Below are 21,941 nucleotides of genomic sequence, written 5' to 3'. Positions count from 1 at the left end.
GCGAACGGGACAACGGATGCACATCGTCGATCGACGGCTGAACCCGGGTGGGAAGAGCTTTGCGAACCGGCAGCGCTTCCTGAGGCGTGCCAAGGAACTGGTCCAGCGCGCCGTGCGAGAGAGCACGAAGGACCGCGGTATCGGAGACCTGGACCAGGCCGGGGAGGTCTCGATCCCGGTCGACGACATCCGCGAGCCGACGCTGCGGCGCGCAGGGTCCGGCGGCAAGCGCGACATCGTGCTGCCGGGCAACCGGCAGTACGTGGAAGGCGACCTGATCGAGCGGCCCCAGGGCGGCGGCGGCAAGGGCAGCGGCCGCGAGGGCGGCCAGGGCGACGGCGAGGACGCCTTCCGCTTCGTGCTGACGCGGGAGGAGTTCCTCAACATCTTCCTCGACGACCTGGAACTGCCGGACCTCGCCAAGCGCCGCATCGCGTTGACGGAGTCCGAGGGGATCCGCCGGGCCGGCTACACCACGTCCGGCTCGCCGGCGAACCTGGCGCTTGCCCGCACGCTCAAGGTCTCCATGTCGCGGCGCATCGCCATGCGGCGGCCGAAGGCCGACGAGATCGCCGAGATGGAGGAGACGCTCCGCCGCATGGAGGAGGAGGGCGCCGAGCCCGGCGCCGTGGAGGCCCTGCGCAAGCAGCTGGAGAGCCAGACCCGCCGGCGCGCCACCATCCCGTATCTCGACCCGCTCGACCTGCGCTACCGGCGCTACGAGCCCTTCCCCAAGCCCATCGCCCAGGCGGTGATGTTCTGCCTCATGGACGTCTCCGGTTCCATGAGCGAGCACATGAAGGACCTCGCCAAGCGCTTCTTCATGCTGCTGCACGTGTTCCTGACGCGGCGCTACAAGCACGTGGACGTGGTCTTCATCCGCCACACGGACAAGGCCAAGGAGGTGGACGAGGAGACCTTCTTCCGCGGCACCGAGACCGGCGGCACCATGGTGTCGTCCGCCTTCGTGGAGATGAAGCGGGTGGTCGAGGAGCGCTACGATCCGGCGAGCTGGAACATCTACGCCGCCCAGGCGTCGGACGGCGACAACATGTCGTCGGACGGGGAGCGGACGACGCGGCTCCTGCGCGAGGACATCCTGCCGGTCTGTCAGTATTTCGCCTATCTCCAGGTGGGCGATCCCGGCGGCCACATGGGATTCATGCAGCACCAGGGCGACACCACCCTGTGGCGGACCTACGAGGCGCTCCAGCGGACCGGCGCCCGGTTCGAGATGCGCCGCGTGCAGCGCCGGGAGGACATCTATCCGGTGTTCCGGCAGCTGTTCCAGAAGCGCGACGCGGCGGAGGGGGCCTCGCCATGACGGTGCAGATCAAGACCGGGCGGCTCCTGTTCGAGGGCAACGACTGGGACTTCTCCACCATCCAGCGGGTCCACGACGCCATCGCGGAGATCGCCGACAAGGACCTCGGGCTCGACACCTTCCCGAATCAGATCGAGATCATCACGGCCGAGCAGATGCTGGACGCCTACGCGTCCACCGGCATGCCGCTGTTCTACAAGCACTGGAGCTTCGGCAAGCACTTCGCCCAGCACGAGGCGGTCTACCGCAAGGGCCTGATGGGTCTCGCCTACGAGATCGTCATCAACTCCAACCCGTGCATCAGCTACATCATGGAGGAGAACACCGCCACGATGCAGACGCTGGTGATCGCGCACGCGGCGTTCGGGCACAATCACTTCTTCAAGAACAACTATCTCTTCAACCAGTGGACCGACCCGGACGGGATCCTGGACTATCTGACCTTCGCCAAGTCCTACGTGATGTCGTGCGAGGAGCGCTACGGTCAGGCCGCGGTGGAGCGGGTGCTGGACGCCGCCCACGCGCTGATGCCCCAGGGCGTGCACCGCTACCCGCGCAAGAAGCCCATGAACCTCAAGAGCGAGGAGAAGCGGGAGCGGGAGCGCCAGGAGAACCAGGAGCGCATGTACGACGACCTCTGGCGCACGGTGCCGGGCAAGTCGGACGGCAACAAGGCGCGGCAGATGCGCGACGACAAGCGCCGCGCGCTTCTGGAACTGCCGCAGGAGAACCTGCTCTACTTCCTGGAGAAGACCGCGCCGCGGCTCGCCCCGTGGCAGCGCGAGGTGCTGCGCATCGTCCGCAACATCGCCCAGTATTTCTATCCGCAGCAGCAGACCAAGGTGATGAACGAGGGGTGCGCGACCTATACGCACTACCGCATCATGAACATCCTGCACGAGCGCGGGCAGATCAGCGACGGCAGCTACCTGGAGTTCCTGACCTCGCACACCAACGTGGTGCGCCAGCCGGTGTTCGAGGATCCCTACTACAACGGGATCAACCCCTACGCGCTCGGCTTCGACATGATGAGCGACATCGAGCGCATCGCCACGGACCCGACCGACGAGGACAAGGCCTGGTTCCCGGACCTCGCCGGCAACGGCGACGTGATGGGCAACCTGAAGGAGATCTGGCGCAACTACCGCGACGAGAGCTTCATCGCCCAGTTCCTGTCGCCGACCCTGATCCGCAAGTGGCGCCTGTTCCACATCGAGGACGATCCCGACGAGCCGCACTTGTCGGTCAGCGCCATCCACGACGACCGTGGCTACCGCAAACTGCGGCGCCTGCTCGCCCGCCAGCACGACACGGCCTGGCTGTCGCCGGACATCCAGGTGGTGGACGTGGACCTGGAAGGTACGCGCCGGCTCGTCGTCCATCACCGGGTGCTGCGCAACATGCTGCTGCAGCCGGAGGACACCGCCCGCGTGCTGCAGCATCTGGCGGATCTCTGGAGCTACGACGTGGTCCTGCGCGAGGTGGACTACAACACGGAAGCCGTGCTGAAGGAGCACCACGCCAAGGCCCGGCCCGGCATCTTCGCCTGAACCGCGGCGGCGCGCTCGAGGATCGCCCGGGCGAGGGCCGTCTGGTTTCAGATCGGCCGGGCTGACGCCTCCGGTTCGGCGCGCGTGCGAGCGGCGCACGGATCGTCGCATCCGCACGAACCCAGATGCGCCCGGCGGAGAAGATTGCCAGAACCCCCAAAGTGGCTGCGACGATCCGGCCTGCGGCGGCGGACCGCATGTTTCCCGAGCGCCGTCCGGCGCACTCTGTTGATAGCACGCGGCTATGATGATATCGGCGCAAGCCGGTCATCGGCGTTCGGCCTGTGCGACCAACCGAGCGGAACGAAGGGCATCAGCGATGGGCAACCGGATGGGGAGACAGGCGACGGCAAGGCCGCTCGTCGTGCTGCTCGCCTACGCGATCCTCGTCCAGATGCTGGCGCCGGCGCTCGCCGCGCCGGTGGCGCCGGGCGGTCTCGGCCTTGTGGTCTGCTCCATGGGCGGCCCGGCGGAACCGGGCGACGGGCCGCGGCACGACGCCGCCTGCGCGGTCGCCTGCGCGATGGCTTGCGCCGACCTGCCGCCGGTGCCGTTGCTGACGGGCCCTGGCTGGCTGTCTGACCGGACGGCCCGACCGGCCGTCGCCACGCGCGCGGCGCTCGTCGCGCCGGTCCGGGCGCCGGGACTGCCGCGCGCTCCGCCGCTCGGCGCCTGATCCCACACTCAGAGGGTCGCCCCTGGGGCGACCGCCTTCCTCCGGCCGATCGTCGCGTTGGCGTGATGATCCGACCCGTCGGCCTCTTGTTTCTACCGTTCAGGATCGATTGCATGTCCCCCCGTCTGTCCCGTCTTCTGAAACCCTCCGGCGTGGAAGAACGCCTCGGCCTGCTCCTCCTCGCCTTCGCGCTCGTGGTGGCGCTCGCCCATGCCGTCCTCGCCGGCGAGACGAGGGCCGGTTCGCTCGTGATCGACACGCCCTGGGCCCGGGCGACGCCCGCCGGCGCGTCCGTCGGCGGCGGCTTCCTGACGATCCGCAACACGGGCGGCGAAGCCGACCGGCTGGTCGGCGGCGAGGCGCCGTTCTCTGAGCGGTTCGAGATCCACCAGATGGCCATGGACGCGGGCGTGATGAAGATGCGGCCGCTCGCCGAGGGCCTGGAGATCCCGGCCGGCGGAGAGGTCCGCCTGGAGCCCGGCGGCTACCACGTGATGTTCGTCGGCCTCAAGGAACCGCTCGTGGCGGGCAAGACCGTGACGGCCACGCTGGTGTTCGAGAAGGCCGGGCGGGTGACGGTGGAGTGGCCAGTCGCCCCGATCGGCGCGAAGGCTCCCTCGGAGGACCACGGCGCGCACCAGGGCCACGGCGGCTGACGCCGCCTCGGATCGCCGAGGCCCTCAGGCCAGTGAGAGCAGCGCCTCGGCCGTCGGGCCGTCGGTGGCGATCGCGTTGAGAAGCCCGCCCTCGATGGCGGCGCGGATCGCGGGCGCCTTGCCGGGCGAGCGGGCCGCGCCGAGGCGGATCTCCACCCGGGCGAGGTCGGTCAGCGAGATCGACAGGGTGCGGTCGTCGAACCCGGTGCCGACCGGCTGCCCGCCGGGACCGAAGAAGCGGGCGCAGATGGTGCCCGCCGCCCCGTTCGCCCGGATCGTCTCGGCGAGGGATTCGTCCACCAGCCCGTGGCGGAAGATGGTGGCGTCGCGCGACACGGTGCCGACGCCGACGAGCGCCACCCGCACCCGGCGCATCAAGTCGAACACCGCCCGCACGGCTGCCGTGTCGTGGAGGACGGTCGCGATGGCGACGTCGTCCACGATGGCCGGCACGGGCAGCTGCCAGCCGCGGGCGCCGAGCCCGGCGGCGGCGCGCCGGCACACCTCGCTGGAATGGCTCGGCTCCTCCGGGGCGCCGACGCCGCCCACGAGGGAGACCACGTCCAGGTCGCGGGCGGCGGGCCGGCGCATGGCCTGGGCGATGGCCGCCACGGTGATGCCGTCGGAAACGCCGAGCACGTCGCCGGTGTCGAGAAGATCCTCCAACAGACGGGCGGTGGCCTTGGCGAGCACGTCGAGGCCCGCGCCGTGGCCGGGCCGATCTTCGACCACCACCGCGTGGGCGAGGCCGAACGCCTTCTTCAGGCGCTGCTCGGCCTCGGCATCCCGGAAGGCCTTCGGGGCGACCTGGATCTCCACGTAGCCGAGATCGAGGGCCGCCTTCAGGCAGCGGCTGACCGTCGCCTCGGACAGATCGAGCTGGCGGGCGATCTCCGTCTGCGGCAGGCGCTGCTCGTAGCGCATCCGGGCGACGCTGACGATCAGGTCTTCACTGCGGCGGGGACGCGGCATGGTCCGGACCTTGGCGGGTGTGACTCGCGGGCGTTCACGGGCGCGGCCCTGGACGCGTCCGCGGGACGGTGGGGGAGGGCGCGCGCCGGGCGGCGCCCTCCTGTTCGTCGTCCTTTCGGTCAGCCGGCGAGGCGGCCGGCCACGAGCGCGCGCAGCGCCTCCAGGTCCTTGGCGAACAGCCGGATGCCCTCGGCGAGCTTCTCGGTCGCCATGGGGTTCTGGTTCATGGCCCAGCGGAAGGCCTTCTCGTCCAGGTCCACGCGGGCCGGCGCTTCGCCGATATGGGCCGGGTCGAGCTTGCGGGCGAGCGGACCGGTGTCGGCGGCCAGCTGGTCGAGGATCGCCGGCGAGACCGTCAGCCGGTCGCAGCCCGCGAGCGCCTCCACCTCGCCGACGGAGCGGAACGAGGCGGCCATCACGACGGTCCCGATGCCGTGGCTCTTGTAGTAGCGGTAGATCTCGCGGACCGAGAGGACGCCCGGATCCTCCTCCGGCTCGAAGGTGCGGCCCTCGGTCTTCACGTGCCAGTCCAGGATCCGGCCGACGAAGGGCGAGATCAGGAAGGCCTTGGCGTCCGCGCAGGCGATCGCCTGGGCCTTGTCGAAGATCAGCGTGATGTTGGTGTCGATGCCCTCGCGCTGGAGGATTTCCGCCGCGCGGATGCCCTCCCAGGTGCCGGCAATCTTGATCAGGATCTTCTCGCGGTCGATGCCGTTCGCCTTGTAGGCCGCGATGATGGAGCGCGCCGTCTCCACGGTGGCGGCAGTGTCGAACGACAGGTCGGCGTCCACCTCGGTGGAGACCCGGCCCGGCACGAGACGGGCGAGTTCGGTGCCGACGGCCACCGCCAGCCGGTCCGCCACGGCCTTCACGGCGCCGTCCCGGTTGCCGGAGAGCGAACCACCCCAGCGGACGGCGTCCGCCACCACGCCCTCGTAGGCGGGCAGGGCCACCGCCTTCAGCACCAGCGTCGGGTTGGTGGTGCAGTCCACCGGCTGGAACTTGCGGATCGCTTCGATGTCGCCGGTATCGGCGACGACGGTGGTGATCGACTTCAACTGGTCGAGCTTGCTCGCGGCATTCATCGGCTGACACCTCAACGCCAGATCGCCGGCCGCCGGGGGCGGCCTCGGGACAAGGAAACCGGCCCGTAATCGCGGCCGGACAGGCGCAGCGACAGGCCGGCCCGGTCCTGAGGTAGGGCAGCGGCCTTCAAAATGCAAGAAAACAGTATAATGAAAGAAATTGCAGTTAATCGGGCAGGGTTGATGCGCCTCCTCTGGCGTGATCCGGCGCACGTCCTATCGAATCCTTCCAGACCGTCCGGTCCCGCACTGGACGACGTCTCTAATTCGAAATAACCTCTCGTATGTGAGAAACGCATTCGACATCCCGTCCGAACCTCCCGGCGCCGATCTGGACCGCCGGATCGCCGAGCGGCTGAAGGCGCTGCGGTTCGAGCGCGGCTGGACCCTGGACGACCTGGCGCGCCGCAGCGGCGTCAGCCGGGCCACCCTGTCGCGGCTGGAGAATGCGGAGGTGAGCCCCACGGCGAGTGCCCTCGGCAAGCTCTGCGCCGCCTACGGCCTGCCCATGTCGCGGCTGATCCGCATGGTGGAGGACGACTTCGACCCCCTGGTGCCACGCGACCGGCAGACCGTCTGGACCGACCCGAGCGTCGGCTTCACGCGCCGCTCCGTGTCGCCGCCGGCCGCCACTCTCGCCGGCGAGGTGCTGGACTGCGCTCTCGGCCCCGGCGCCCGCATCGACTACGACCAGCCGCCCCGGCCAGGGCTGGAGCATCACCTGCTCGTCGTGGAGGGTCGGCTCCAGGTCACCGTGGCCGGGGCCGCCTACGACCTCGGCCCGGGCGACTGCCTGCGCTACCAGCTCGCCGGCCCCAGCCGGTTCGAAACGCCCCCGGATGACGGGGCCCGCTACCATCTTTTCATCGTGTGAGGCGTCATGACGGGGGACAACAACATCATCGTCCGCGAGCTGACGGCGGACGACCTTCCGGCCCGGATCGCCGACCTAGGCGCGATCCTGACCGCCTGCGTCCACGACGGCGCCAGCGTCGGCTTCATCCTGCCGTTCACGGCGGCGGACGGGGAAGCCTTCTGGCGCGACGGCATCCTGGCGGAGCTCCGCGCCGGCGGGCTGGTTCTGCTCGTGGCCGAACGGGACGGCCGGACCGTCGGGACGGTGCAGCTCGACCACGCCACCAAGCCGAACCAGCGCCACCGGGCCGAGGTGCGCAAACTCCTGGTCCACCCGGACGCCCGCCGCGGGGGCATCGCGACCCGGCTGATGGCGGAGATCGAGCGGCGGGCCAAGGGGCTCGGCCGCACGCTCCTCACCCTCGACACCCGCACGGGCGACGGGGCGGAGCCGCTCTATCTCGGCCTCGGTTACGAGATCGCCGGCCGGATCCCGGATTTCTGCCGCGACACGATCACGGACAGGCTCGACCCGACCACTATCCTCTACAAGCGGATCTGATCGCGCTCAGGCGTCCGGATAGCCGGCCTTGTGCAGGAAGTCCCTGAGCGCGTCCGGGAAGGGCAGGGTGCGGATCTCGGCGTCTGGGCAGACCTCCGCCTCCACGGCGCAGACCTCCACGCCCTCGTCGGCGGCGGGATCATAGTCCTGTCGGAAGGCGGCCCAGGCCTCGGCGCCTTCCCCGAGCCGGATCTTGGTGGCGATCCAGCCGGCCCAGAAGCCGGGCGAGCGATCGCCGCCGGCCTCCGCGAGACGCGCCTCCATGTCGGCCAGCCACTCGCGGTGAAGCGGCAGGAAGCGCGGCTCGCCGGTGACGTCGACCGGGCGGCCGTCCCGCAGCGCCACGATCTTCAGGGGCGCCTCGCTGCAGGCATAGCAGTCGAAGGCGTAGAGGAAGGCATTGTCCACGGACATCAGTTCGCCGAAGCCGTCGCCATCGGCGTCCGCCACCAGGTCCGGGCCGCCGCCGTCCCACTGGCCGAGGCTGACCGCCTTCCAGCCGTCCTCCGGGTCCCGGCGGGCCACCTCCACGGCCGTGCAGCAGTGGGCGCCGCCGGTGTAGCTGGTGAACACCACCTCCGGGCCGGGCGCCGAGGCGTCCATGTCCACCGCCTCGGCCGTGCCCTGGGGAATGCCGAAGCCGGACGGCCGGCCCACGATGTCGAGCCTGTCGTCGCCCTCGGTGATGGCGAGGACGGGCACGGACTCGCGCACCCCGTCCACCAGCCGGGACTCCATGGCGATGCGGACCTCGGCCGCCCCCACCTGGAACCGGCCGGACGGCGTGCCTTCGCCGAGTTCGATCCGCGGCTGCGCGGACGCCGGGCCGCCGGCGAGGGGAACCGCAAGGAGAAGGGCTGCAAGGGGGAGGCGCATGGGACCGGTCCTCAGTCTGCGCATCAAAGACCCGAGGGTAGGTGATTCGGCGGCCCTTGACTGAAATCAAGGCGATCGCCGCATGCGTATCCTATGGACGGGGTGAGCAGAAGAGCGCCGAGGCGCCGTATCCTGGAGGACAGGCCCGATGAATGCCCCGCACCGCCACCTCACCCGCATCCGCATGGAACTTGCCCGACAGAAGGGCTTCCCGGACGGCAGCTCGGCTCACGGCTACGAGTTCGTGGCGCCGCTCGACGCCGACGGCAAGCTCGACGCCGCCGCCTGGAAATCCGCGCGGGAGCGCTGCCGGGTGCACCGCTTCTGGGGCGCCGACGACCAGGACATCGGCCATCTGGTGCGCCGTCCGGGCGGCAGCTGGGCCTTCCACTACGATGTGGACGGCGACGAGGACGACGAGGCCGGCTACCGATTGGGCGACCATCGCTTCGCCATCGGGGATTATGTCTCCGTGCGAGACGAGGATGGAGAGTTGCACACCTTCCGGGTCGTGACGGTCGAACCTGTCGTCGTTTGAGGCAGGTTGCCTGAACCGCAGGCAATCGGTGTTGGGCGGCGCGCGATGCGCGCCCCGCCGCCGCCGAACCTCCGCGCCGGCCCATCTGGCACGAGACTTGTAAGTTTCGCCCCGCACGAACGAATGCGGGAGAGAAACCAGATGATGGGCGTCGTGAAGCGGATGTGGGCCGGCCTGGCGGGCGCGGCGATGGCCGTGCTTGTGAGCTGGCCGGCGGCGGCGGCCGGCACGCCGGTGAAATTCACCCTCGACTGGAAGTTCGAGGGGCCGTCCGCTCCCTTCCTGGTGGCGCTCAAGAACGGCTACTACGCGGCCGAGGGCCTGGACGTGACCATCGACACGGGCGCCGGGTCCACCGAGGCGCTGCCCCGCGTCGCGACCGGCGCCTACCAGTTCGGCTTCGGCGACATCAACTCGCTGATGAAGTTCCGCGACCAGAACCCCGGCCTTGACGTGAAGGCCGTGATGATGATGTATGACGTGCCGCCCTTCGCCATCGTGGGCCGCAAGAGCCAGGGCGTCAGCACCTGGAAGGATCTCGCCGGCAAGAAGCTGGGCGCTCCCCCGCCGGACGGCGCGTTCGCCCAGTGGCCGGCCTTCACCAAGGTGAACGGCATCGATCCGGCCAGCGTCACCATCGAGAGCATCGGCTTCCCGGTGCGCGAGCCCATGCTGGCCCAGGGCGCCGTGGACGCGGTGTTCGGCTTCTCCTTCTCGGTCGTCCTCAACCTGAAGGCCGCCGGGGTGCCGGAGGACGACATCTCGGTCATCCTCATGTCCAAGAACGGGCTCGACCTCTACGGCAACGCCGTGCTGGTGAACCCGGAGTTCGCCAAGGCCAACCCGGAGCTCGTGAAGGGCTTCGTGCGCGCCACCATCAAGGGCGTGATCGACACGGTGAAGGACCCGGAGACGGCCGTCGAGACGGTGCTCGCCCGCAACGACGTGGCCAAGAAGGAGGTGGAACTCGCCCGCCTGAAGCTCGCCATCGCGGACAACATCAAGACCGACGCCGTCATGGCCGAGGGCTTCGGCGGGGTCGACATGGCGCGCTTCGCCAAGTCGATCGAGCAGCTCGGCTACGCCTACGAGTTCAAGACGGCCGTGAAGGCGGAGGACGTGTTCGACGCCAGCTATCTGCCGCCGAAGGAAGAGCGGATGCTTCCCTGAAGGATGGCCGGGCGCGACCCGCGTCGCGGCCTCGCCGCGGGTCCGGACCGCCCCGCCCGCCTGTTCTCGCCGCCGCGGCCCGCCTGATCGGCGGGCCCCAGCGCTCCCGCCTGCCGGTCCGCCCGCCGGACCGGTCCGCTCGGTCCGCCTACCGGACCGGCCCGCTCGGTCCGCCCGCCGGACCGGTCCGCTCCTTTCGAACGCGCCGGACGCACCCCGCCCATGTCGGTCCCGATCACCCTGTCGGACGTCTCGCACCGCTACGGCGGCGCGACCGGAACCCTCGCCCTCGACGGCTGCTCGCTGACGGTCCGCCCCGGCGAGTTCGCCGCCGTGGTGGGGCCGTCCGGTTGCGGCAAGTCCACGCTGATGAAGCTCGCCACCGGCCTACAGTTCCCGTTCAAGGGCACGGTCACCGTGGCCGGCGAGCGGGTGACGAAGCCCGTCACCATGGCGGGCATGGCCTTCCAGAACCCCACCATGCTGCCCTGGCGGACGACGCTTCGGAACGTGCTGCTGCCGCTGGAGATCGTGCGGCCGCACCGCCAGCGCTTCCGCGCCGACCGGGCGATCTTCGAGGCCAAGGCGGAGGACCTCCTGTCGGTCGTCGGCCTCGAGGGCTTCGGCCAGAAGTTTCCCTGGCAGCTGTCCGGCGGCATGCAGCAGCGCGCCAGCCTCTGCCGGGCGCTGATCCACGAGCCCGAGCTCCTGATGCTCGACGAGCCGTTCGGCGCCCTCGACGCCTTCACCCGCGAGGAGCTCTGGTGCGTGATCCGCGACCTCCAGGAGGCGCGCAAATTCACGGTTGTGCTCGTCACCCACGATCTGCGCGAGGCGGTCTTCCTCGCCGACCGCATCTTCGTGATGAGCGGAAGGCCCGGCCGCATCATCGCCGAGCGCACCGTGAGCTTCCCGCGTCCGCGCGACCTTTCCGTCACCTACACGCCCGAGTTCATGGCCGTGGTGCAGGAGCTGCGCGCCCACATCAGCGAGGCGAGGGCCGCCGCATGACCACCGCCGTTTCCCGGATCGACTGGATCCGGCTGTCGCCCTGGCTCTACACCATCGGCCTCTTCGTGCTCTGGGAGGCTTGCGTGCTGGTGCTCGGCCTGCCGCCCTTCATCCTGCCGGCACCCACCACCATCGTGGCCGCCATGGTGGAATTCTGGCCGGCCATCTGGAAGAACGGCCTGCAGACGCTCTTCACCACGCTCGCCGGCTTCGCCGCCGCCGTGGTGGGCGGGCTCGCCCTCGGACTCCTGGTCGGCTGGTCGCGGACGGTCTACGCGGGCCTCTATCCGCTGATGATCGGCTTCAACTCCATCCCGAAGGTGGCGGTGGTGCCCATCCTGGTGCTCTGGTTCGGCATCGGCACCGTGCCTGCCATCATCACGGCCTTCCTGATCTCCTTCTTCCCGGTGGTGGTGAACGTGGCGACCGGCCTCGCCACCATCGAGCCGGAGACCGAGGACGTGCTGAAGGCCCTCGGCGCCTCCAAGATGGACATCATGCTGAAGGTCGGCATCCCGCGCGCGCTGCCCTACTTCTTCGGTTCGTTGAAGGTCGCCATCACGCTCGCCTTCGTGGGCTCCGTCATCGCCGAGACGGTGGCGGCCAACAGCGGCGTCGGGCACATGATGCTGACGGCCCAGAGCAACTTCCAGGTGCCACTGGTCTTCGCCGGCCTTGTCACCCTGGCGGTGGAGGGCATCGTCGCCTACGCGCTGATGGCCTGGGTGGAGAAGCGCATGACCGGCTGGGCCCACCGCTCCGGTTTCGCCCAATAGGATGGCGGCGGGGGCGCCGCTCCCCGTCCGCGACATCTCCAAATCACGGTGATCCGCAAAAACATCATACCGTTAAAAACCATTGTTAAAAGTACGATGCCATTGTGGTCGTGAGAGCGCGCGGGTCCGACACCCGTCGGGTCGCGCATCACGCACGGAGGCACGATGGAGGCGGTCACAGTCGGAGCGCGGTTCGTGCTCCTCGGTCTGATCGTGGTCGCGGTCGCGGCGCTGTTCGCCACGCTCCAGATCGTGGAGGAGCGCCGGGACCACACCGCGGCGCGGGAGGACGTGCTGCGCGCCCGCGTCGAGAGCGTGATCGCCACCATCGCCCGTTTCGAGGCCGACGCCGACGAGGAGCGGCTGACGGTGGCGGAAGCGCAGGACCGCGCGCTCGCCTTCGTCCGCGGCCTTCGGTACGGCGACGACGAGCCGGTCTGGATCGTCGACCACGAGCCCCGGATGATCCTGAATCCGGAGCGCCCGGAACTGGAGGGCCGGCCCGTGTCGGGGATCCGGGATCTGAACGGCAAGGCCGTGTTCCGGGACACGGTGGCGGTGGCCGAGGCGGGCGGCGGCTTCGTGAGCTTCCTGTGGCCCCGGAGCGGCACCGACCAGCCGGTGCCGAAGCTCTCCTACGTGCAGCGCTTCGACGGATGGGGCTGGATCGTCGGCACCGGCGTCGACGTGGACGACATCCTGGCGGCGGACAGGCGGAACGTGGCCCGGACCGTCGGGATCGTAGCCGTCGTGACGCTCGCCGCGATGGTCCTCGGCGGCCTGGTGATGCGGTCGATGACCCGGCCGCTCGGCCAGCTGAACACCGCCATGAAGGCGCTCGCCCGCGGACGCCCGGTCGACCTTCCCTGTCTCGACCGGGAGGACGAGTTCGGCGATCTCGCCAAGCGGGTCTCGGCCTTCTGCGCCGCGGTGATCCGCGAACTCGATCAGCAGATCGCGGCCCGCCAGGAGTTCGAGGCGAAAGCTCGGGCCGACGAACGGGTAGGCGCGCTTCTGGAGGACTTCCGGCGGACCTCGGCGACCCTGATGGACCAGATGACGGACGACCTCAGCCGCTGCACCGAACTCGCGGACGGCGTCGACCGCGTGGTGGAGCGGACGGACCTCATCGTCGTGGGTTCCGCGGACGTGGTCGACCTCGCGGCCGAACGGGTCGCCGTCCTGGCGGCCGCCACGCACCGGCTGAACGCCTCCATCGCCGGGATCGCCGGAGAGGTGGAGCATTCGGCCGCGGTGATCGGCGCGGCGGCGGCGAACACCCGCGAGACCGGCGACCACATCGCCGGGCTGGCTCGGGCGGCGGAGCGCATCGGCGAGGTGGTCGACCTCGTCCAGATCCTGTCCGCGCGAACCAACGTCCTTGCCCTGGAGGCCACCCTGAAAGTCGCCGAGGCCGGCGAGTCGGCCGACGGCTTCGCCGCCATGGCGGAGGAGGTGAAGACCCTCGCGGCCCAGACCGCGCGGGCCACCCAGGAGATCGCCGCCCAGGCGAGCGGTATCCGGGGTGTTGCCGGCTCCACCCTGGAGAGCGTGCGCGCCATCGCGGACACGATCGAGGACGTCGGCGAGCGGGTCTCGGTGATCGGCGCCGCACTGGACCAGCAGGGCATCGTCACCGAGGTCATCGACAGCACCGTGGAGGCGGCCGCCTACAGCACCGACAGGACGAAGCGGGCGGTGGCGGACGCCGCCGACCAGGTGGTCGCGGCGTGTCAGACGGTCCTCGACATGCGCGCCGCCGCGGTCTCGGTCGCTGACCGCGCCGAACGGCTGAACCGGGGCGTCGCCGAGTTCCTGGTCACGGTCGCCCGCCCTTGAAGCTCCCGCCTCCGGCGCCTCGCCCGCGCGGGCCGGTCACCGCCCCGGCGGCCGGGCGAGCGCCGGGTCTCGGGAGACGGCCTCGGGCACGGACAGGCGCACGGCCATGATCTCCGGGCTGTCCCGCTCCGGCCGGGCGTCGAACCCGAGGGCGTTGCACATGTCCAGCATGGTGGTGTTCTCGCGCAGCACCTCGCCCCGGATCTCCTCGTAGCCCTCCTGGTGGGCGAAGCGGATGATCAGCCGCATCAGCTCCCAGCCGAGCCCCTTGCCCTTCAGGTCGGAGCGGACCGCGATGGCGTATTCGCCGTGCTGGTGCGCCGCGTCGCCGTGGAGGCGCACCGCGCCCAGCATGTCGCCGGTCGCTTCCTCGATGGCGATGAACGCCATGGCGCGCGCATAGTCGATCTGGGTCAGGCGGGCGATGAAGGCATGGCCGAGCTCCCGAACCCTCGCGAAGAAGCGCAGGCGCATGTCCTCGTCGTGCATCCGGGCGAAGAAGGGCGGGTAGAGCCGTTCGTCCTCGGGCCGGATCGGCCGGACGACCACCCGGTCGTCATCCCGCAGGGTGATCACCTGTTCCCATTCCACCGGATAGGGCCGGATCGCAAGGCGCGGGTGGCCGACGGACGGCACCACCCGGGCGATCTCCGGCGCCGTGTCGGCCTTCACGGAGATGCGGGCGTCCACGGTGATCACGCGCTGGTCGTCCGCGATGATCGGGTTGAGGTCGATCTCGCGGATCCGCGGCTCCTCCGAGACGAGCAGCGACAGCTTCACCAGCCCGAGGGCGAGCCGCTCCTTGTCCACCGGCTTGCGGTCCCGGTAGCCGGCGATCTGGCGGGCGACGCGCGTGCGGTCGATGAGGTCGAGGGCGAGGTTGACGTCGAGGGGCGGCAGGGCCAGCGCCTTGTCGTTGATCACCTCCACAGCCGTGCCGCCCCGGCCGAACACGATCACCGGCCCGAACACCGGGTCGTCGGCGACGCCGGCGATGAGCTCCACCGCCTTCGAGGCGACGATCATGGGATGGAGCGTCACGCCCTCGATGCGGGCGTCCGGCCGGGCCGCGCGGGCGCGAGCGAGGATGCGTTCCACGGCGCGCTTCACCGCGCTGCCGCTGGTCAGCTCCAGCTCCACACCGCCGACGTCCGACTTGTGGATGATGTCCGGGGAGGCGATCTTGGCCACCACCGCGTTGTAGTCGGCCAGAAGCGCCTCGGCCTTTTCCGCCGCCTCGTCGGGCGTGCGGGCGGCCACCGCCGGCACGGCCTGGATCTCGTAGGCGGCCAGCACGTCGGCCACCTCGGTGGCGGTCAGCCAGGTGCGGCCGTCCGCCAGCGCCTTGTCGATGGCCGCGCGGGCGCGGGCCCGGTCCGGCGTGAAGCCGGCGAGGAGGTCCGGCGGCGCGGCCGTCAGCGCCGCTTGCGCGTCGGCGTGGCGAACCAGCTGCATCAGGCCCTCGACGGCCCGGTTCGGGGTGTTCAACACCGGGATCTTGGCGTCCGCGAACACCGCCTCGGAGCCGTCGTCCGCCCCGAGCCAGGCGGCGATCACCGGCTTGCCGCGAAAGTGGGTGCGCTTGTAGGCCTTCACCGCCTCCACGATCGCCACCGCCGCCGCCCGCGACGACGCGAGCGCGGTCGGGCAGTTCATCACCAGCACCGCGTCGTTCGACGGGTCCTCCAGCACGGCCGCCAGGGCGGCGGCATAGCGCTCCGGCGGCGCGTCGCCGATGATGTCGATCGGGTTGCCGCCAGACCAACCGGCCGGCAGCACGGCATCGAGCCCCGCCAGCGTCTCCGGCGAGAGGGCGGCGAGCGACCCGCCGAGGTCGATCAGCCGATCCACCGCCAGCACGCCCGCGCCGCCGCCGTTGGTCACGATGGCGATGCGCCGGCCGTTGATGCGCGGCACGTGGCTGAGGGTCTCCGCCGCCGCGAACAGCTGGCCGAGGTCGTCGACGCGCAGAAGACCGGCGCGCCGGAAGGCCGCGTCGTAGACCGCGTCCACGCCGGCGAGCGCGCCGGTGTGGGAGGCGGCGGCCTTGGCGCCCGCCGCGTGCCGGCCGGACTTGATCACCACCACCGGTTTCATGCGTGCCGCCGCCCGGGCCGCCGACATGAAGGCGCGGGCGTCGCGGACCGCCTCCACATAGAGGAGGATGGCGCGGGTGGAATGGTCGAGGGCGAAGTGGTCGATGAGTTCGGCGAAGCCCACGTCCAGGGCGTCACCGATGGAGGCGAGGCCGGAGAAGCCCACCTCGTTGCGCTCCGCCCAGTCGAGCACGGAGGTCAGGATGGCGCCCGACTGGCTGATGAGGGCGAGGTCGCCCTTCCGGCCCTGGCGCTGGGCGAAGCTGGCGTTGAGGCCGGCGGGCGGCGCCAGCACGCCGATGCAGTTGGGGCCGATCAGCCGCATGCCGTGGGCGCAGGCGATCCGAACCGCCTCGTCGCCGAGGGATCCAGGCCCGCGGCCGAGGCCGGCGGAGATCACGATCACCGCCTTGGCTCCCTTGCGGCCGAGCGCCTCCACGGCCCCGGGCACGGCCGGGGCCGGCACCACGACGACGCCGAGGTCGGGCGTGCGGGGCAGGTCGTCCACGCTCGGCAGCAGCGGCAGGCCATCGATCTCGCCGCCCTTCGGATTGACGAGCATCAGCTTGTCGCGCGCGCCGTCGATCAGGTTGCGCGCCACGATGGCGCCGACCGATCCCTCCCGCGTGCTCGCGCCGACGACGGCGACGGCGGCCGGGTTGAAGAAGGCCGCGATGGCTTCGAACGTGTTGGGCATGAACGCCTCGGGTTGGTGTCGGCTCGAGGATCTGGGTGTTCCGCCCCGTCATCTAGAGCATTCTCCCGGCGATCAAGTTGCACGACCTGATCGCCGGGAGAACGCTCCAGCTTATTGAATCTGGAGCGATTTCTTTCCGACCGGACGATTTCGTCAGGTCGGAAGGCGCTCCAGGGGACGCGTGTGCCCGCGTCTTCCCCCTGTCGGCCGAGCTTCCCGCTCCGGCCGTGTCCCGTCGTCCGCTGGCGCGCCTCAGTGGGCCATGAGGGTCGGGACCACCATCGTCTCCAGGATGCCCCGGGTGGCGCCGCCGACGATGAATTCGCGCAGTCGGCTGTGGCCGTAGGCGCCCATCACCAGGAGGTCGGCGCCGGTCGATCGCACATGGCGGTTCAGCGTGGCGGCCACGTCGTTGGCCTCGCGGTGGATCAGGTTGATCGTCACGTCGAGGCCGTGCCGGGCGAGGTAGCGGGCGACGTCCGCACCGGGCTCGCCCGCCCAGTCGCGCTTGCTCTCCACGATGGTGATCTCCACCGTCGCGAACCGCTCCAGGAGCGGCAGCGCCGCGTGCACCGCCCGCGCCGCCGTGGACGAGGCGTCCCAGGCGATGACCGCCCGGTTGAACGCAATCCGACGCGGGCCGTCCTTGGGTATGAGGAGAAGCGGCACGCCGGCCTCGAACAGCACCGCCTCGATCACCGTGCCGCGCATGGGCTCGGGCTTGTCGTAGTCCTCCTGGCCGATCACCACGAGATCCGACAGGTGCGCCTGGGCGAGAATGGGCGCGGCGGCGCCGGCGAGCACGGTCAGCGTGCGCGCCTCGGCGGCGACGTCGGCGGCGGACGCGCGGTCGCGGAAACGCCTGGCCGCCACGTCGGCCTGGCGCTGCGCCTCCTCGATCGCGCCGACGATGTAGTCGGCCGGGATGGGCGAGGCGAGGAAGCCCGGCGCGAGCGGCTCCATGGCGAGCGACAGGCCGGTCACATGGGCGTCGAGGGTGCGGGCCAGTTCGATCGCGGCGGACGGGCCGGGCATGGCCTCGTCGTAGAGATCGACGAGCGTGAAGATGTCCTTGATCGCCATGGTTCCGTCCTCCTCATGATGCGGCCCCCGCGGCCAGAATGGACCGGTCCGGGGCTGCACGATAGGGGCGGGGCCTTCGCCGCCGCCCGGATGATGCGGCGATCATGCGATGACCCCATGACGGACGCATTGAGGTCGATCAAGGCGCAAGCGGAGCAGTGGGCGTCTATCCTGCCCGCTTCCGCTCCCGCCGGCGGGCGTGGAGAACCGGTTCGGTGTAGCCGTTCGGCGCTTCGCGGCCCTTCAGCACCAGGTCGAGGGCGGCCTGGAAAGCGATGGAGCGGTCGAAGTCCGTGGCCATCGGCCGGTAGAGCGGGTCGCCGGCGTTCTGGGCGTCGACCACCGCCGCCATCTTCTTCAGGGTCGCGACCACGGTCGCCTCGTCCACGATGCCGTGGCGCAGCCAGTTGGCGATGTGCTGGCTGGAGATGCGCAGGGTGGCGCGATCCTCCATCAGGGCCACGTCGTCGATGTCCGGCACCTTGGAGCAGCCGACGCCCTGGTCGATCCAGCGCACCACGTAGCCGAGGATGCCCTGGGCGTTGTTGTCGAGCTCGGCCTGGACGTCGTCCGGGCTCCAGTTGGTGTCGCGGGCGAGCGGGATGGTGAGGAGATCGTCGAGCGACGCGGGCTCCCGATCGGCCAAGGCCTGCTGCCGGCCGGCCACGTCCACCGCCAGGTAGTGAAGCGCGTGCAGCGTCGCGGCGGTGGGCGAGGGCACCCAGGCGGTGCTGGCGCCCGCCTGCGGGTGGGCGATCTTCTCGGAAAGCATGGCGCCCATGCGGTCCGGCGCCGCCCACATGCCCTTGCCGATCTGCGCGCGTCCGGGCAGGCCGGCGGCGAGGCCCGCGTCCACGTTGCCCGCTTCGTAGGCCCGGATCCAGGCGCTGCCCTTCATGTCGGCCTTGCGGACCATGGGACCGGCTTCCATGGAGGTGTGGATCTCGTCGCCGGTGCGGTCGAGGAAGCCGGTGTTGATGAAGAACACCCGGCTCGCCGCCGCCCGGATGCAGGCTGCGAGGTTGGCGGAGGTGCGCCGCTCCTCGTCCATGATGCCCATCTTCAGGGTGTTCCGCGACAGGCCGAGCACGTCCTCCACGGCGGCGAACAGCCGGTCGGCGAACGCGACCTCCTCCGGCCCGTGCATCTTCGGCTTCACGATGTAGACCGATCCGAACGCGCTGTTGGCGCGCCGCCCGGCCTCGCCGCCCGGTCGTCCGACGTCGTGGATTGCGATGGCGGCGGTGACGAGGCCGTCCAGGATTCCCTCCGGGATCTCCCGGCCGTCCGCGTCCAGCACGGCGTCGGTCGTCATCAGGTGGCCGACATTGCGCACCAGCATCAGGCTGCGTCCCTTCAGCGTCAGGCTGCCGCCGTCCGGCGTCGCATAGGTCCGGTCTCCGGCGAGCCGCCGGGTGACGGTGCGGCCGTTCTTCTCGAACGTGTCGGTCAGGTCGCCGCGCATCAGGCCGAGCCAGTTGCGGTAGACGACCACCTTGTCCTCCGCGTCGACCGCCGCGACGCTGTCCTCGCAGTCCATGATGGTGGACAGCGCGCTCTCGATCAGGATGTCGGCGACGCCCGCCGGATCGTCCGCGCCCACCGGACGGCTGCGGTCGAGCACGACCTCCAGGTGCAGGCCGTGGCGGCGGAAGAGGAGCGCCGACGGCGCGTCCGGCTCGCCGCGCCAGCCCCGGAAGGCGGCAGGATCCTGCAGGCCGGTCAGCGTGCCGTCGGCGAGTTCCACGTCGAGCCGCCCGTCCGCCACCCTGTAGCGGCGCGCGTCCTGATGCCGGCCGATGGTGAGCGCGGCCGCTTCGTCGAGCGCCGCCTTGGCGCGCGCCACCACGGCGGCCCCGCGGACGGGATCATAGCCCGGACCGGCGGGCCGGCCGGGGAGGGCGTCGGTGCCGTAGAAGGCGTCGTAGAGGCTGCCCCAGCGGGCGTTCGCGGCGTTGAGGGCGTAGCGCGCGTTCATCACCGGCACGACCAGCTGCGGCCCGGCGACCGCGGCGATCTCCGGGTCCACGTTGGCGGTGGCGATCCGGAACGGGGCAGGCGGCGCGATCAGATAGCCGATCTCGGACAGGAAACGCCGGTAGGCGCCAAGGTCGATCGGCATGCCCCGGTTCGCCCGGTGCCAGTCGTCGATCCGCGCCTGCATCTCGTCGCGCACGGCCAGCAGCCGGCGGTTCTCCGGCCCAAGCTCGCCGACGAGCCGCGCCAGACCGGCGAAGAAGGCGTCCGCGCTCACGCCCGTCCCGGGCAGGGCTTCATCGGCGATGAAGGCGTGGAAGACCGGATCGACCTGAAGACCGTGGAGATGAAGCCGCTCGACCATGGGGGACCTCGCCGCACGCGTTCTGGGAAAGTTTTCGGGCGCGTGTCTATCGCAGCATAGAAGCGGACGATGGTCGGTATTGTCCATTGAGCGAAAAAGAGAAGGATTGTTTCCGGACTGGAGAAAATGGGGAATCGGTCGGGCAAAGCCTTCCCGGAATCTCGACCGTCATGGTCGGCGTCCGGCCGACCGGCCATGGGTTTCCGGTCGCGCGGAGGAACGCGTGCATGGTCCGCCCGGGCGGACCAGCCAGGAGGAAAATCCGTCCCCTAGAACAGCGAGCCCTGCTTGGCCGCCACGGGCTCCGGGTCTGCCTTCTGGCGCGCCTTCCTGGGCGGCGGGGCGCGGGTCGGCTCCGGGGGCGTCGAGCCTGCCTCCCCGTCCGCCGTCACGCCGACGCGGCCGTCGCAGAACTCGATGGAAAGGCGCGCGCCGGGCGCCACCTTTCCGGTCTCGAACACCGGCCGGTCGTCCTCGTCCCGGATCAGCGCGAAACCGCGCTTCAGGGTGGCGCGGTGGTTCACCGCGTCGAACACCGAGACCGTGTTGCGGAAGCGGGCCCGGTGCGCCTCCACCGACACGCAGAACGCGCGGTCCACCTGGCGTGCCGCCACGCCGAGCCGCTCGCGGCAGAGCGCGCCGCCCCGGTCCAGGACGCCCACCGACAGGCGGGCCGCCACGCGCTCGAACCGCCGGTGGTGAAGCGCCGTGTTGGCGCGCAGCGCCGATGCCAGGGCTGCCGCCGCCGTGTCGAACCGCTGGCGCGGCAGGGCGAGAACGTCGCGCGGGCGGGGGAGGGCGCGGGCGGCGGCGAGGAGAGCCGTGCGCCGGGCCTCGATAGACCGGTCCATGGCGCCGCGCAGCCGCCGGGTGAGGTCGTCGGTACGGTCGAGGAGGTCGCGGCGGACCGGCACGGCCATTTCCGCCGCGCCGGTCGGCGTCGGCGCGCGCACGTCGGCGGCGTGGTCGATCAGCGTCCAGTCGGTCTCGTGGCCCACGGCCGAGACGAGCGGAATGCCGCTTTCGGCGGCGGCCCGCACCACCACCTCGTCGTTGAAGCCCCAGAGATCCTCCAGCGATCCGCCGCCCCGCGCCACGATGATCACGTCCGGCCGGGGAATGGCGCCGTGCTCGGGCAGGGCGTTGAAGCCCCGGATGCCGGCCGCCACCTCCGCCCCGCAGGTCTCGCCCTGCACCCGCACGGGCCACACGAGCACGTGCACCGGAAACCGGTCGGCGATGCGGTGGAGGATGTCGCGGATGACCGCGCCCGTCGGCGAGGTGACGACGCCCACCACCTTCGGCAGGAAGGGCAGCGGCCGCTTGCGGGCGGGGTCGAACAGACCCTCCGCGGCCAGCTTGCGCTTGCGCTCGTCGAGGAGCGCCATCAGGGCGCCGATGCCGGCCGGCTCCAGCGACTCGATCACGATCTGGTATTTGGACGAGCCCGGGAAGGTGGTGAGCTTGCCGGTGGCGATCACCTCCATGCCCTCTTCCGGCTTGAACCGGAGCCGCGAGAAGGCCGTGCGCCAGACCACCGCCTCCAGGCGGGCGGCGTCGTCCTTGAGGGCGAAATAGGCGTGGCCGGACGAGTGCGGCCCGCGGTAGCCGGAGATCTCCCCGCGCACCCGCACGTGCCCGAACTGCTCCTCCACCGTGCGCTTCAGCGCGAAGGAGATCTCGGAGACGGTATACTCGGCGACGTTCGGAAGGGTATCGCTCATAGAACGAAAGGGGCACAAGGCCGCCGCGAGGTCAAGAGTTCGGGCCGACACGACGGTGGATGACGGCGATCCGGGCGCTCCGCCTGCAACGCCGGCCCGGATGTCTCCCC

18 protein-coding genes are annotated in these 21,941 nt (G+C 70.7%); 11 read left to right on the top strand and 7 right to left on the bottom strand.

The window, feature by feature from the left end:
- The first annotated feature begins 16 nt into the window (after positions 1-16).
- From HND91_RS07870 to HND91_RS07855, 4 genes are all read left to right on the top strand, one after another.
- Complete coding sequence (locus tag HND91_RS07870; RefSeq protein WP_181705995.1) at positions 17-1,324, top strand: YeaH/YhbH family protein; 1,308 nt, start codon at positions 17-19, stop codon at positions 1,322-1,324.
- Entirely contained in the window at positions 1,321-2,874 is a 1,554-nt protein-coding gene (locus HND91_RS07865) for a SpoVR family protein (RefSeq protein WP_181705994.1), read from the top strand. The genes HND91_RS07870 and HND91_RS07865 overlap by 4 nt, the downstream gene beginning before the upstream one ends.
- Before the next feature lie 331 nt (positions 2,875-3,205).
- Positions 3,206-3,550 carry a DUF2946 family protein gene (locus tag HND91_RS07860; RefSeq protein ID WP_181705993.1) on the top strand — a complete coding sequence of 115 codons (345 nt, stop codon included), beginning with the start codon at positions 3,206-3,208 and terminating at the stop codon, positions 3,548-3,550.
- A gap of 113 nt (positions 3,551-3,663) precedes the next feature.
- Positions 3,664-4,206, top strand: coding sequence for a copper chaperone PCu(A)C (locus HND91_RS07855; RefSeq protein WP_181705992.1), 543 nt, complete (start codon positions 3,664-3,666; stop codon positions 4,204-4,206).
- Positions 4,207-4,230: 24 nt separating this feature from the next.
- Here the strand turns inward: HND91_RS07855 and HND91_RS07850 are convergent, their stop codons facing one another.
- Both HND91_RS07850 and tal read right to left on the bottom strand, forming a co-directional pair.
- Positions 4,231-5,178: a sugar-binding transcriptional regulator gene (locus HND91_RS07850; RefSeq protein WP_181705991.1), complete on the bottom strand. Its 948-nt coding sequence runs from the start codon at positions 5,176-5,178 to the stop codon at positions 4,231-4,233.
- A gap of 119 nt (positions 5,179-5,297) precedes the next feature.
- Positions 5,298-6,263, bottom strand: a complete 966-nt coding sequence (tal, locus tag HND91_RS07845) for a transaldolase (RefSeq protein ID WP_181705990.1) — start codon at positions 6,261-6,263, stop codon at positions 5,298-5,300.
- 286 nt (positions 6,264-6,549) lie between these two features.
- Here tal and HND91_RS07840 point away from each other — a divergent pair, with 286 nt between their 5' ends.
- Positions 6,550-7,137, top strand: coding sequence for a helix-turn-helix domain-containing protein (locus tag HND91_RS07840; RefSeq protein WP_343057202.1), 588 nt, complete (start codon positions 6,550-6,552; stop codon positions 7,135-7,137).
- A 6-nt stretch (positions 7,138-7,143) separates the two neighbouring features.
- On the top strand, positions 7,144-7,680 hold the full coding sequence (locus tag HND91_RS07835) for a GNAT family N-acetyltransferase (protein ID WP_181705989.1): 537 nt from the start codon (positions 7,144-7,146) through the stop codon (positions 7,678-7,680).
- Between the two features lie 6 nt (positions 7,681-7,686).
- Here HND91_RS07835 and HND91_RS07830 read toward each other — a convergent pair whose 3' ends face one another.
- On the bottom strand, positions 7,687-8,556 hold the full coding sequence (locus HND91_RS07830) for a hypothetical protein (RefSeq protein WP_181705988.1): 870 nt from the start codon (positions 8,554-8,556) through the stop codon (positions 7,687-7,689).
- A gap of 148 nt (positions 8,557-8,704) precedes the next feature.
- Between HND91_RS07830 and HND91_RS07825 the strand changes: the two genes are divergently transcribed.
- From HND91_RS07825 to HND91_RS07805, 5 genes are all read left to right on the top strand, one after another.
- A complete protein-coding gene (locus HND91_RS07825) occupies positions 8,705-9,094 on the top strand; it encodes a hypothetical protein (protein ID WP_181705987.1) in 390 nt (129 codons plus the stop codon).
- A 141-nt stretch (positions 9,095-9,235) separates the two neighbouring features.
- Positions 9,236-10,264 carry an ABC transporter substrate-binding protein gene (locus HND91_RS07820; protein ID WP_425485425.1) on the top strand — a complete coding sequence of 343 codons (1,029 nt, stop codon included), beginning with the start codon at positions 9,236-9,238 and terminating at the stop codon, positions 10,262-10,264.
- Between the two features lie 222 nt (positions 10,265-10,486).
- Positions 10,487-11,275: an ABC transporter ATP-binding protein gene (locus HND91_RS07815; protein ID WP_181705986.1), complete on the top strand. Its 789-nt coding sequence runs from the start codon at positions 10,487-10,489 to the stop codon at positions 11,273-11,275.
- Positions 11,272-12,051, top strand: a complete 780-nt coding sequence (locus HND91_RS07810; RefSeq protein WP_181705985.1) for an ABC transporter permease — start codon at positions 11,272-11,274, stop codon at positions 12,049-12,051. Before HND91_RS07815 ends, HND91_RS07810 begins: the two co-directional genes overlap by 4 nt.
- 165 nt (positions 12,052-12,216) lie before the next feature.
- Positions 12,217-13,890 (top strand): cache domain-containing protein, encoded by a 1,674-nt coding sequence (locus HND91_RS07805; RefSeq protein WP_181705984.1) that lies wholly within the window; start codon positions 12,217-12,219, stop codon positions 13,888-13,890.
- Between the two features lie 36 nt (positions 13,891-13,926).
- On the opposite strand, the gene HND91_RS07800 is transcribed toward HND91_RS07805, so the two are convergent.
- From HND91_RS07800 to xseA, 4 genes are all read right to left on the bottom strand, one after another.
- Complete coding sequence (locus HND91_RS07800; protein WP_181705983.1) at positions 13,927-16,683, bottom strand: bifunctional acetate--CoA ligase family protein/GNAT family N-acetyltransferase; 2,757 nt, start codon at positions 16,681-16,683, stop codon at positions 13,927-13,929.
- Between the two features lie 252 nt (positions 16,684-16,935).
- Positions 16,936-17,766 (bottom strand): universal stress protein, encoded by an 831-nt coding sequence (locus HND91_RS07795; RefSeq protein ID WP_181705982.1) that lies wholly within the window; start codon positions 17,764-17,766, stop codon positions 16,936-16,938.
- 166 nt (positions 17,767-17,932) lie between these two features.
- Positions 17,933-20,107 carry a malate synthase G gene (locus tag HND91_RS07790; protein WP_181705981.1) on the bottom strand — a complete coding sequence of 725 codons (2,175 nt, stop codon included), beginning with the start codon at positions 20,105-20,107 and terminating at the stop codon, positions 17,933-17,935.
- A 269-nt stretch (positions 20,108-20,376) separates the two neighbouring features.
- On the bottom strand, positions 20,377-21,831 hold the full coding sequence (xseA, locus tag HND91_RS07785; protein WP_181705980.1) for an exodeoxyribonuclease VII large subunit: 1,455 nt from the start codon (positions 21,829-21,831) through the stop codon (positions 20,377-20,379).
- Positions 21,832-21,941 lie beyond the last annotated feature (110 nt).

Source organism: Chthonobacter rhizosphaerae (assembly GCF_013839525.1).
GTDB lineage: Bacteria > Pseudomonadota > Alphaproteobacteria > Rhizobiales > Pleomorphomonadaceae > Chthonobacter > Chthonobacter rhizosphaerae.
This window is presented reverse-complemented; position numbering and strand designations above follow the sequence as displayed.